A 12,347-nucleotide genomic window follows, 5' to 3' on the forward strand; every position below is an offset into this window, starting at 1 on the left:
AAAACTATAATATTATTTATTCCGATTATGTATTTCGTTTTAGTCGTTTGTACATAGTTCATGTCTTTTCTACAGAACTTCCTTAGATTCTACTCTTGAGAGATGAAAGAAATACACCTTTGTAACAAAATGTTCTATTATATTTATTTTATTGATAAATATTCCTTTTTATTGTTCCAATTTACTGGTAAATACTATACAATTGATCTGAGTTCTATTACTAATATATTCATATAAATGAATATAAATCCCAAAAAGAGAGGTCGTTTATTCATGAAAAAAACGTTGTTAGCTTCATTAGGTCTGACACTTATGTTAAGTACTTCTGCCGGTGCCGCCTTTGCTCAAGAAGACATTGCTTCACCCACTAAGGAATCGATTAAACTCTATGATAACGGGACCGACAGAGAGCCTAATAATAGCTTTGAAGAAGCAAGCGAAGTTTGGTTGGGTGATGATATATATGGAAGCATTGGAAAACTTACTCAAGGAAATTGGGATTCATATGATGTTTTTAAGTTCAAGGCTTTTCAGACCAAGCGGGTTAATTTTAGAATCGAAGGGAATAAGTATCCTAATGCATGGTTAAAATTGGTTCTATCCGATAGCAATGGTCATGAGATTAGAGCAGCGGAAAATCGTCAGAACACTTTAGGCAAAGAACTTGAAGCTGGCAAATGGTATTATATAGCAGTTGAGGTTCCAGGCTACGAAATTGGTCAACAGTTCGATTATAGGCTTTCAGCTACCATTGAACAATAAATATTAAAATTCCTAACCCTTATAAATCAAAAACCTCGCCCCTATGTCAAGGGGCGAGGTTTTTGTAGTTCAGTTATTCCATTCGGTACAATCAGTCATTTCACACTATCCATATCTTAGGACAGACGTGAGCTAAAATCCTCATAGGAGAACTGGCGGATCACCTTAATGCCTTCTTCGTCGTTGTAGCTAGCGATGGCTGGCAGGTTGACTCCGTTGAACATGTGGTTTTTGACCATCGTGTAATGGGCCATGTCGCAGAATACAAGCTTGTCTCCCGGCTTCAATGGCTCTTTAAAGGAGTAGTCTCCAATTACATCTCCGGCCAGGCAGGTAAGGCCACCGAGTCTGTAGGTGTGCGCATACTCACCAGGCTTACCTGCATCAATGATATTCGGGCGGTATGGCATAGCCAGCACATCGGGCATATGACACTCAGCCGAAGTATCCAGAATCGCAATATCCATTCCGTTTTTCATCGTATCCAGGACTGTAGCAACCAGATAACCTGTATTCAAAGCGATAGCTTCGCCCGGCTCCAGGTAAACCTGTACACCATATTTATCCTGAAAATATTGGATGCAGCGTACCAGCGTGTCCAGATCATAGTCTTCTCTGGTGATATGATGACCGCCGCCAAAATTAAGCCATTTCATTTGCTTAATATATGGCCCGAATTTCTCATCCACGACTTTAATGGTGCGCTCCAGCGTGTCTGAATTCTGTTCACACATCGTATGAAAATGAATACCGTCCACGCCTTCCAGATCCTCAGGTCTAAAGTTAGCCAAAGTCACACCCATTCTGGAGTTGTTGTAGCAAGGATCATACAGCGGAGTTTCGATTTCCGAATATTCCGGATTGACCCGAATTCCAATTTCTATCTTTTTGGAAGTCACGCCTTGCACCTTACTTTTGAACCGTTTCAATTGATCGAAGGAGTTGAAAACGACGTGGTCAACATACTCCAGTAGCTCGTCAAATTCACTGTCAACATAAGCTGGTGCGTATACGTGAACCTCCTTGTCCATTTTTTCGCGACCCAGTCTCGCCTCGAACAACGAACTGGAAGTTACGCCTTTTAAATATTTACCAACCAGAGGAAATGTCGAAAACATCGAAAATCCCTTAAGAGCAAGCAAAATATTGCAGCCTGTTCGCTCTTGAACAGAATTTAAAACCTCAAGGTTTTTCACAAGAAGTCTTTCGTCAACAAGGTAACAAGGTGATGGAAGTCCGCTAATATCAATATTCATCACAGGCCTCAATCAAGCAACGTTGGCGTAAAGCTTTCTTGCCATGGCAATCCGTGTTTATTCAGTGCTTCCATGAATGGATCTGGATCAAATTCCTCAACGTTGTATACGCCTGGTTTTTTCCAGATGCCTTTAATGATAAGCATTGCGCCGATCATGGCAGGAACACCTGTCGTGTAGGAAATGGCTTGGGAGCCAACCTCTGCATAACATTCCTCATGATCACACACATTGTATACATAATACGTTTTCGGTTTTCCGTCTTTAACGCCTTGGATGATACATCCAATGTTCGTTTTACCCTTGGTTCTAGGTCCGAGGGAAGCCGGGTCTGGCAAAATGGCTTTCAGGAATTGCAATGGAATGATTTGCTGTCCTTCGTAATCAATAGGCTCAATGGAAGTCATGCCTACGTTTTGAAGCACGTTCAAATGATTCAGGTAGTTGTCCGAGAAAGTCATCCAGAAACGGATTTTTTTCACGCCTTTAATGTTTACTGCAAGAGATTCCAGTTCTTCATGGTACAAAAGATATATGTTTTTCGGTCCGATTTCAGGAAGGTCGTATACCTTTTTCTCGGAAAGAGGCTCAGTTTCAATCCACTCTCCATTTTCAAAGTAACGGCCCTTCGCCGTAATTTCCCGAATATTAATTTCCGGATTAAAGTTAGTTGCAAAAGGATATCCGTGGTCCCCTGCATTCGCATCTACAATATCAATCGTATGAATTTCATCAAAATAATGCTTTTGAGCATAAGCCGTAAATACTCCAGTCACGCCTGGATCAAAACCGCTGCCCAGCAGAGCTGTAATGCCCGCTTTTTCGAATCTTTCTTTGTAGGCCCATTGCCAGCTGTATTCAAACTTCGGCGTATCCGGCGGTTCATAATTCGCCGTATCAACGTAATGAACGCCTGTCTCAAGGCAAGCATCCATAATCGTCAAATCCTGATAAGGGAGAGCCACATTGATAACTACATCCGGTTGAAAGCTTCGAATCAGGTCAATGACCATGTCGGTGTTGTCAGCATCCAGCTGAGCCGTTTGTATCTTCGTACGGCCTCCACCCAGCTTTTCTTTAAGCGCATCGCATTTCTCAACAGTTCTGCTCGCGATACAAATTTCTTCAAATACATCTGGGTTTTGGCAACATTTATGCACCACAACGCTGGCCACGCCACCGGCGCCAATAATCAACGCTTTTCCCAAAATAAATAACCTCCTTATTCCATACGCTAATCGCTAATCATTCTTGCAAACAAAATGATTATAAAGACATCCCACCAAATAATCAAGAAAAACGATAATTTGCAGTGTAAAAATTCACACGGCTATGTCACAAAAATTTTACAAATCCCAAATTCAGGCATGAAAACGCCATAAAATAAAGAGCACAAAGCCCCTCCCAAGGCGTTCCAAGGAAGTCAGTGCACGTTTACCGGAAGTTTTTTTGCATTCCAAGTAAACAGCCTTAAGGAGTTAATATTATCTTATTTCTAGTAAAAAGGCCACCATGCCAATTCCTATGAAGAAAATTCAGAGGGTGGTAAAATAATTGGCTGGTACTGTAGGATTGTTTATCATGAATAAAGCCGCCCCCGATGCGGGAACGGCTCTCTATAAAACTAAAGCAAAACTAAACCTTATTAAACCATGATTTTGCAAATATCGTTGGTGAATTCAACCGGGTCTTGCAGTGGCAAACCTTCGATCAACAGTGCCTGATTATACAGCAGTGCCGTGTAAAGATTGACCTTCTCCTTGTCCTCGGCAAAAGCCTCTTTCAAAGAGTTGAACACCGCATGGTTGATGTTGATTTCCAGCACTTTATTCGCTTTGACATCGGCGTTGTTCGGCATGGCATTTAAGATTTTCTCCATTTCTATCGTCACTTCGCCGTCTGCGGACAGACACACCGGATGCGTCTTCAAGCGCTTGGAGGCTTTAACACTGGATACCTTGCCTTCCAGCAAGCCCTTCATGTACTCGAACAGCTCTTTGTTGTCGTTTTGTTCCGCTTCTGTTTCCTTCTCATTCTCGTCAGCCTCAATGCCCAGATCGCCACTGGATACGGATTTGAATTCTTTCTCCTTGTAGCTCATGAGCATTTTAATAGCGAACTCATCGATATCATCGGTGAAATACAGAATTTCGTAGCCCTTGTCGGCCACCATTTCGGTCTGCGGCAGCTTCTCAATACGTTCGTTGGACTCTCCGGAAGCATAATAAATATACTTCTGATCCTCAGGCATACGCGATACATACTCGTCCAGTGTAACCTGCTTTTTCTCCGTAGAAGAGTAGAACATGAGCAGATCCTGAAGCGTCTCCTTATGAGTGCCATAATCGTTGTAGACGCCAAATTTCAATTGTCTGCCAAATGATTTGTAGAATTGATCATACTTTTCCCGGTCATTTTTGAGCAGAGTCAGCAGCTGGCCTTTGATTTTGCTTTCGATATTTTTAGCAATCAGCTTCAGTTGGCGGTCATGCTGCAACATTTCTCTGGAAATGTTCAGCGACAAGCTTTCGGAGTCCACCATACCTTTGACAAAGCTGAAATAATCCGGCAGCAGGTCAGGCGATTTTTCCATAATCAGCACGCCGTTGGCGTACAGCTCCAGTCCTTTTTCATACTCCTTGGAATAGAAATCAAACGGGATATTTTCCGGGATGAACAAAATAGCCTGGTACACCACCGCGCCGTCCGCGCTGACGTGGATATGCTGGAGTGGCTTGTCGTAGCCATAGCGTTTTTCCGCATAGAAATTTTGATAATCCTCGTCGGTCAGCTCGCTTTTGTTCTTTCTCCAGATGGGAACCATGCTGTTAATACGCTGTTCTTCTTCGTAATCTTCGAATTCGTTGTCACTGCCCTCTTTCAGACGTTTGCCTGTAACATCCATCTTGATCGGATAACGGATAAAGTCGGAGTATTTCTTGATCAGTGCTTTTAAACGATACTCGTCCAAATATTCGTCGTAGGATTCGTCCTCGGTGTTTGCTTTGATTTTCAAAACTATCACAGAACCGACTTCATCCTTCTCAGCCGGCTCAATGGTATACCCGTCTGCACCTGTGGATTCCCACTTATAAGCGGTATCGCTGCCCAGTGCCTTTGTAGTCACTGTTACGACATCCGCCACCATGAATGCCGAATAGAAGCCGACCCCGAACTGCCCAATGATGTCATGTCCATCCTTGGATTCATTTTCATTTTTGAACGCCAGCGAGCCGCTTTTAGCAATGACACCCAAGTTATTTTCCAGCTCTTCCTTCGTCATACCAATCCCGGTATCGCGAAGAGTGAGCGTTCTGTTCTCCTTGTCAGCCGTTACTTTGATATAGTAATTTTCTTTGTCAAAGACCAGTTGATCATCCGTCAACGCTTTGTAATAAATTTTATCAATTGCATCACTTGCGTTGGAGATCAGCTCTCTTAGAAAAATTTCCTTTTGCGTGTAAATCGAGTTAATCATCATTTCGAGCAGACGCTTGGACTCAGCCTGAAACTGTTTTTTCTCCATTCTGATATCTCCTTTCGAATATGAACCTTATGTAAGGTAAGGCTGCACATGGGGAACCGTCCAAACCGGAAAGTCTGTTAGCACTCCCCTCATTCGAGTGCCAGCCTACCTTTTTTTATAACATTCCTCATTTTTTATGTCAATACGATAGATGCATGATATAGTCCCAATTCCGAAATTGTTAGTGCCTGATCTGCTTAAACATCACGTTAAACATCTCGACAGAAGAGGGAAACAGCCCTTGTACATGGGGAATCAGGTTATCCCTGATGCGTTGCTCATCCTCGTCCAGATGCTGCAAATCCTCATGAAAGAACCATACGATAGGATAGTCCCCATCCTTATGTCTGCTTCCTGCATTCAAACAAACGGGGCCCTGATCGTCCTCTGCAATTGCAAAGGGAATATAGCCTGCCGATAGCAAGGGCGACCATTGGCGGAGCAAATCATGAAACCCCTTCAAGCCTTGACCCACAGGCAGTCGCGGAAACTCAATAAAGGCGCAATCGCTCCAGTATACTCCAGGAATGAATTCGTTATCGAATTGCAAAGACACATAGTGATAGGACATGATGAAACTTCTCAATAGAGGAGGAAGCTCGAAATGGTAGGTTTCCTCAAGATCCCGAACTTCCTGCTCTGTGATCTGCGAAGGAAGAGGCTTCCACTTGATCCAGCCTTCCTCATCGGCATTGCCGTCACGCATCTCGAAAGGCACATTTTCTACCAAATCCATAAAAAAAGCCTCATCCATATGTGCAAATAACTCCTTCATGGATGTGCGAATATCCGCCTTCTTGTCCATGTCTCCGCACCTCTTTCCTTTCTATATCAGAACTGTATCATATGCCATTACACATTCTTCCAAGTTAGCTTAACAGATTTTGCTTTTATCCTCATTTGCAAAATATTCGTATTACCAGCGCAGTGGCTCATGGTTACGCCAGATGATCCAACGCCCTGTCTCGCACATACATTTTACAACTTATAAAACCCGATATAAGTACAAGCACCTCGTAAAGTGTCAAGACTACATAAGGAGATTGATCTATTCATGAAAAGAATCACCGCGCTTGTTATCCTGTCCCTGCTATTACTTGTAACCCCGATCTACGCTGCTGCACCAGCGCCCATGCTGGTCTACGTGGATCAGAGTAACCACTCCTTCATCCCTCTCCGCCTCCTGAACAGCTATGAAGGGATCACCATCAACATGACGGCTACGGACAAAAAAATTGAAATTGCCCAAGGCGATACCCGGCTCACCTTATTTGCAGGACAGTCTACGGCTAAAGTGAATGATCAAACAATCCGTATGCAAAAGGCTCCTTTTACCGATAATGGTTCCACCTACGTTCCCTTGCAGTTCATCAGCCAGCATCTAAACCTGCAAGTCTCATGGCAAAAGGAAACCTCATCCGTACATATCAAGCAGGGCACAACGTCTTCAGGCTTCCGGTATTCACGGGCAAGCTACCTGGCAGCACCACATCGATCCAGACGGCTCACAAGAGCTTCAAGGTCGGATCACGCACCTTCTCCGCTAAGGTGGTCATCATCTCCATGCTTCATCCCAAGGTGAGTTTGGATGTGGCGCTGGCAGGCAATAGCATCGGCAAAGTGGAGAACCTAAGCAGTCTCGCCAAACGCAATCAAGCGGTTGTAGCCATCAACGGTACCTACTTTGACGCCTATACCAAAAGCTCCTACAAAACGCCTTACGGCTATCTGGTCAGCCACGGGAAATTGTTGAAAAAAAGCTCTGGCGACCAACGAACCGTCTTCACGTACGATGCTAACCATTTGGCCGAGCTGGTTTCAGGTCCAGCCTTTGAGCGGCGTTTAAGTCAAGGCAACGTCGAAGGCGCCCTTCAAGCTGGACCACGCTTGGTGACGAACGGAAAAGTTTCCCTGAATATAAAATCCGAAGGCTTCAAGGACCCTAAAATATTAACAGGCGGCGGGGCCAGAAGCGCCCTCGGGATTACATGGGATCATAAGCTGATCCTCCTGACCACAAGCGGAGCCACCATGTCACAGCTCGCTCAAATCATGAAGCAGGCAGGCGCTTATCAGGCCATGAATTTGGACGGCGGTGCTTCCAGCGGGCTGTATTACAACGGCTCCTATCTCACCACACCCGGCCGCCAAATCAGCAATGCGATTATTATAAAATATCAATAGACGGGTTAAGGGCTGTCTTCACGGATATGTAAAGCCGTGGGGATGGCCTTTGCCATTTTCCCCAGTTCCGGTTTCCACCTGTTCAGGCAGCTTGTCCCTGTCGTTATAAGTTCACCCTGCAATTTACAACCGGATCAGACTACTTTTTCACGTATGCTGCCATCCATGTATGTCATAATACTGAGGGAAATTTTCCCTGTAATTAAAGTATAGCAATGCTTGCAGGGACAGACAACATGCTTGGGCTAACATCCATTCTGCATTAAAAAAGCCTTCCCTCACTCTGTAGTGAAAGAAGGCTGCTTTGTAGATTTAAGCGATGCTAACCTGCTGTTAGATCAGAAAAGATTTAGTAATAATCACCAGCAAAATGAACAATACCAGAATCGCGCCTGTGGATGTCCATGCTCCACCGCCACCATAACCAACTTCACCCATGTTTGAATCCCTCCTTGCTTTAAAGCATACTCTTATCGTATGAAGAAAAACGGTTTACGACAGGGCGCATTGGCAACGTTTATTTGGCATGGTAGGACTTCTTCTTTTTTCATAGCTATTCCTCCAGAGAATTTCAATATTAGTCTTATTATACCCAAAATAATACTTATAGATATTATTAATATTTATTGTATTCATCATTCAATGTTTTCCTTTAGATATCTTGTCTACACTTTTAGAATAAGTGAGGTGTAGACGATGGACGATAAAGAAGTTCTCAAACTAGTGGGTGCCAGGATACGTGCTTTGCGAAAAGAAAAAGGATTGTCTCAGGAGTCGCTTGGAGAAAAAGGCGGATTTCATTTTTCATACATAGGGCAGATTGAACGTGGGGAAAAGAACGTATCGTTATTGAATATAGCTAAAATTGCAGATGCACTGGATGTTAATTTGATTCAGCTTTTTGCTTATGTAAATGAGGAAATTAAGGTTACAAAGCATGAAGCCGAACTAAATGAAATACTAACATTGCTTAGAAAGTCAAACCCTCAAAAAATTAAGCTAGCGAAAAATATTGTTAAAGAAATTTTAAACAATGAATAATGACACGCACGCATATGTGGTTCAGTTACATCGTGTAGAACCATATCAAAAAAGCCGCTCATCAGATTGATCTAATGAACGACTTTTTTTGCGTAACTGCTTAGTAGCGTATTTGCGCCTTTTCAGTGTTTCTAATTTCTTATCATTTCCTTAATTCAGCAAGTACCTCTTTCGCTAAAGCAACGATATTGGCTGCGTTAAAGCCAAAGGCTTCTACAACTTCGGTTCCTTTACCGGATGCGCCAAAACGATCAATGGCTAACATCTTTCCGTCCAGTCCGATATAGCGTTCCCAGCCAAAGCTTGCCCCCATTTCAATGCCGACGCGGGCACGTATTGCTTTGGGCAAGACTCTTTCTTTATAAGCTTCGTCCTGCTGATCAAAAGCAGATGTGTTCGGCAAACTTACGACAGATGCTGAAATGCCTTCGTTTTCCAAGATACTCTGTGCTTCGACAGCCAGCTTCACCTCTGAACCACTTGCGATTAACAGCAAATCTGGTACTTCTTTGGAAGCAGGCGCTAAAACATATCCGCCTTTTTTCACACCTTCCAACGCCTTTTCAGAGCTGCCTGCAAGGATCGGCAGAGCCTGACGTGTAAGGACAAGTGCTGTCGGTGTTGAAACTGATGAGATCGCCATATGCCAGGCAGCGATCACTTCATTGCCGTCTGCGGGACGGATTACATTTAAATTTGGCATCGCACGCAATCCTGCCAGTTGCTCGATCGGCTCATGGGTAGGTCCGTCTTCTCCTACGATAATGGAGTCATGGGTTAGTACGTAAATCACCGGAAGTTGCTGAATGGCCGCCAAGCGTATAGCTGCTTTTAAATAATCAGAAAATACAAAGAAAGTTCCTCCATAAATCTTTAACCCACCGTGCAGGGCTATGCCATTCATTTCAGCTGCCATTGCAAATTCACGTACACCAAACCAAATGTTACGTGCTGCTGGGGCTGATTTAGAAAAACGTTCATCTCCTGCAATTAATGTCTTATTGGAGCTCGCTAAGTCAGCTGAACCTCCAAAGAAATAAGGGACCTGCTGTGCAATCAAGTTCAAGATGTCGCTGCCGGTATCTCGTCCTGCTTTACTTGAGCTTGCTTCGTAATCAGCCAATGGTTTTTCCCAATCTACGGGCAGTGTATTGGTAAAGCTGTCATGAAACTGTTTAGCCAGTTCTGGATAACTTTCCGTATAATTCACCATTAGAGCCTGCCATTCAGCCTCGGCTTTGGCACCACGAGCTGCTACTTTTTCACGAAAAAGGGTATATACTTCCTCTGATACGGTAAAAGCCGGTAGTTCCCATTGATAGCTCAATTTTGCCGCAGCCGTTCCTGCTTCTCCCAGAGGTGAACCATGAACTTTATGCGTACCGGCATGCGGTGAGCCATACCCGATCACAGTCTTCACTTCAATAATTGTAGGTTGTGTATGATTTTCTCGTGCCAAGTCAATCGCTGCAGTAATCTCGGTAAGATCATTACCCTCTGTAACCAGGATATGTTGCCACCCACTGGACTCAAACCGCTGTTTTATATTTTCTGAGAAAGAGTGACTCAGTTCTCCATCCAGCGATATGTCATTGGAATCGTATAGCATGATTAATTTATCCAATTGCTCATGGCCGGCTTGAGAGATCGCTTCATTAGCCACGCCCTCCATTAAATCACCATCTCCGCACAAACAATATGTGTAGTGATCCACAATCGGAAATGACTCCTTATTATATAAACCTGCTAAATGCCGTTCTGCCAATGCCATGCCAACAGCCATCGCCACCCCTTGTCCCAAGGGTCCCGTCGTCGCTTCCACACCGTCGGTGTGTCCGACTTCTGGATGCCCGGGCGTTCGGGAACCTAGCTGGCGAAATTTCTTCAAATCGTCAATCGTCACATCAAAACCGGATAAGTGAAGCAAACTGTAAAGGAGCATGGATCCATGGCCAGCAGACAGAACGAACCGATCCCGATTTTCCCATCGCGAATTTTTGGGATTTACAAGTAATGCCTGTGACCAAAGAGCATAAGCCATAGGTGCTGCTCCTAAAGGTAATCCGGGATGCCCGGAGTTTGCTTCATCAATCGCGTCCAAAGATAATGCTCGGATGGCCATAACGGCTTGAAGGTCTTGCTGGTCAAATCTCATAAAGTTTGTCCTCTCTTCCTGATCCTCGTTTTTTATAGTGTTCATTTATATTGTTTATTGCGCACTGCTTTTCGGCTTTTTCAGGCTTACCAAAATCATAATGAGCAGCACCACACCGATCCCGATCATCGTTATCGTTTTTCCACCCATCTGGTTTAGCCCGCTCAAGAACAGCCCCACTACACCAAAGTCGGAATCGGAGAAGGTTGCGTTGGCTAACCCGAGATCCCCTAAAACAGGTATTAATAGAATAGGCATGAAGCTGATGAGCACTCCGTTCACAAATGCGCCTAAAATGGCGCCACGCACACCGCCCATGGTATTTCCAAACACTCCTGCTGCTGCTCCTGTGAAGAAGTGCGGGACAACCCCAGGTAAAATAACAATCCCGCCGGATAAAACCAGAATGAGCATGCTGACAATCCCCCCCACAAAACTGGAGAAAAAGCCTATCAGTACCGCGTTCGGAGCATAGGTATAAACAATAGGGACATCCAGCGCCGGTTTGGAATTTGGTACAATTTTCGAGGAAATCCCTTTAAATGCCGGTACAATTTCAGCCAAGACCAGACGTACACCCGACAAGATGATAAATACGCCTGCAGAAAACAACCCTGCCTGAAGTAGCGCAAATAAAATATAGTTTTTCCCGTTACTCAAGTGACTTTCGACATAAGCCGGACCTGCAAAAAGGGCTACAATGATGTAGAAGACCGCCATCGTTAACGCAATACTGACCGTACTGTCCCGCAGAAAGCCGAGTCCTTTAGGGAAATTGATTTGTTCAGTAGATACAATGTCTTTCTTACCTTTCACTGCCATACCTACCAGCCCGCCAATAGCAAAGCCGACCGCGCCAGAATGCCCCAAAGCCACATTGTCATTGCCCGTTAATTTACGGACAAATGGCTGCACAACGGCTGGAGAAAGCGACATGAAAATACCTACAGTCAGCGCTCCAAAAAGGATAAGGGAGACGGATGTGAAACCACTCACTGATAAAATGATAGCAATCATACATGACATATATAGCGTAATATGACCTGTTAAAAAAATGTACTTAAATCGTGTAAAACGAGCAATTAACAGGTTCACAATCATACCAAAAAACATAATCAATGCGGTGGAGGAACCATACTTACTCACGGCAAGAGCCACAATAGCTTCATTATTTGGAACGATACCGCTTACATGAAACGCTGCTTTAAACATATCGCCAAAAGGGGCAAGAGCTTGCTGCAAAACACCTGCGCCTGCGCTGATGACAAGAAATCCTACAAACGTTTTGGTCGTTCCCTTCAAGATATCCGAGAGATTTTTCCGCTGAGCCAGCAACCCTACCAAAGCAATCAACGCAACTAGCACAGACGGCTCACTCAAAACGTTAATCAGTATATTCAAAGCTTTATTCATATGGGCCAAT

General features: G+C 44.1%; 9 protein-coding genes and 1 pseudogene. 3 read left to right on the plus strand and 7 right to left on the minus strand.

The window, feature by feature from the left end; genetic code table 11:
- Positions 1–273: 273 nt before the first annotated feature.
- The gene (locus ACWXW9_RS23460; protein ID WP_494931416.1) at positions 274–762 is read left to right on the plus strand and encodes a hypothetical protein; all 489 of its coding nucleotides are present in this window, start codon (positions 274–276) and stop codon (positions 760–762) included.
- A 116-nt stretch (positions 763–878) separates the two neighbouring features.
- Here ACWXW9_RS23460 and nspC read toward each other — a convergent pair whose 3' ends face one another.
- The 4 genes from nspC to ACWXW9_RS23480 all read right to left on the minus strand — a co-directional run bounded on the left by nspC (position 879) and on the right by ACWXW9_RS23480 (position 6,349).
- Positions 879–2,018 (minus strand): carboxynorspermidine decarboxylase, encoded by a 1,140-nt coding sequence (gene nspC / locus ACWXW9_RS23465; RefSeq protein ID WP_494931417.1) that lies wholly within the window; start codon positions 2,016–2,018, stop codon positions 879–881.
- 8 nt (positions 2,019–2,026) lie between these two features.
- Positions 2,027–3,226 (minus strand): saccharopine dehydrogenase family protein, encoded by a 1,200-nt coding sequence (locus ACWXW9_RS23470; protein ID WP_137062499.1) that lies wholly within the window; start codon positions 3,224–3,226, stop codon positions 2,027–2,029.
- A gap of 437 nt (positions 3,227–3,663) precedes the next feature.
- Positions 3,664–5,544, minus strand: coding sequence for a molecular chaperone HtpG (htpG, locus tag ACWXW9_RS23475; protein WP_494931418.1), 1,881 nt, complete (start codon positions 5,542–5,544; stop codon positions 3,664–3,666).
- 181 nt (positions 5,545–5,725) lie between these two features.
- A complete protein-coding gene (locus tag ACWXW9_RS23480; RefSeq protein ID WP_494931419.1) occupies positions 5,726–6,349 on the minus strand; it encodes an SMI1/KNR4 family protein in 624 nt (207 codons plus the stop codon).
- A 249-nt stretch (positions 6,350–6,598) separates the two neighbouring features.
- On the opposite strand from ACWXW9_RS23480, the pseudogene ACWXW9_RS23485 reads away from it, so the two are divergent.
- Positions 6,599–7,728, plus strand: a pseudogene (locus ACWXW9_RS23485) (phosphodiester glycosidase family protein).
- A gap of 333 nt (positions 7,729–8,061) precedes the next feature.
- Here the strand turns inward: ACWXW9_RS23485 and ACWXW9_RS23490 are convergent.
- On the minus strand, positions 8,062–8,166 hold the full coding sequence (locus ACWXW9_RS23490; RefSeq protein WP_014280781.1) for a hypothetical protein: 105 nt from the start codon (positions 8,164–8,166) through the stop codon (positions 8,062–8,064).
- A gap of 258 nt (positions 8,167–8,424) precedes the next feature.
- On the opposite strand from ACWXW9_RS23490, the gene ACWXW9_RS23495 reads away from it, so the two are divergent.
- Positions 8,425–8,769 carry a helix-turn-helix domain-containing protein gene (locus ACWXW9_RS23495; RefSeq protein WP_137062494.1) on the plus strand — a complete coding sequence of 115 codons (345 nt, stop codon included), beginning with the start codon at positions 8,425–8,427 and terminating at the stop codon, positions 8,767–8,769.
- A gap of 142 nt (positions 8,770–8,911) precedes the next feature.
- On the opposite strand, the gene tkt is transcribed toward ACWXW9_RS23495, so the two are convergent.
- Both tkt and ulaA read right to left on the minus strand, forming a co-directional pair.
- A complete protein-coding gene (tkt, locus tag ACWXW9_RS23500) occupies positions 8,912–10,924 on the minus strand; it encodes a transketolase (RefSeq protein WP_494931480.1) in 2,013 nt (670 codons plus the stop codon).
- 54 nt (positions 10,925–10,978) lie between these two features.
- Entirely contained in the window at positions 10,979–12,337 is a 1,359-nt protein-coding gene (ulaA, locus tag ACWXW9_RS23505; RefSeq protein ID WP_137062493.1) for a PTS ascorbate transporter subunit IIC, read from the minus strand.
- Positions 12,338–12,347: the final 10 nt, after the last annotated feature.

It is taken from the genome of Paenibacillus sp. LT-B23, from assembly GCF_059417685.1.

Bases quoted from the DNA above. Each gene is read 5' to 3' on its own strand.
- ACWXW9_RS23460 (WP_494931416.1), top strand. From the start codon at position 274: ATGAAAAAAACGTTGTTAGCTTCATTAGGTCTGACACTTATGTTAAGT.
- nspC (WP_494931417.1), bottom strand. From the start codon at position 2,018: ATGAATATTGATATTAGCGGACTTCCATCACCTTGTTACCTTGTTGAC.
- htpG (WP_494931418.1), bottom strand. From the start codon at position 5,544: ATGGAGAAAAAACAGTTTCAGGCTGAGTCCAAGCGTCTGCTCGAAATG.
- ACWXW9_RS23480 (WP_494931419.1), bottom strand. From the start codon at position 6,349: ATGGACAAGAAGGCGGATATTCGCACATCCATGAAGGAGTTATTTGCA.
- ACWXW9_RS23490 (WP_014280781.1), bottom strand. From the start codon at position 8,166: ATGGGTGAAGTTGGTTATGGTGGCGGTGGAGCATGGACATCCACAGGC.
- ACWXW9_RS23495 (WP_137062494.1), top strand. From the start codon at position 8,425: ATGGACGATAAAGAAGTTCTCAAACTAGTGGGTGCCAGGATACGTGCT.
- tkt (WP_494931480.1), bottom strand. From the start codon at position 10,924: ATGAGATTTGACCAGCAAGACCTTCAAGCCGTTATGGCCATCCGAGCA.
- ulaA (WP_137062493.1), bottom strand. From the start codon at position 12,337: ATGAATAAAGCTTTGAATATACTGATTAACGTTTTGAGTGAGCCGTCT.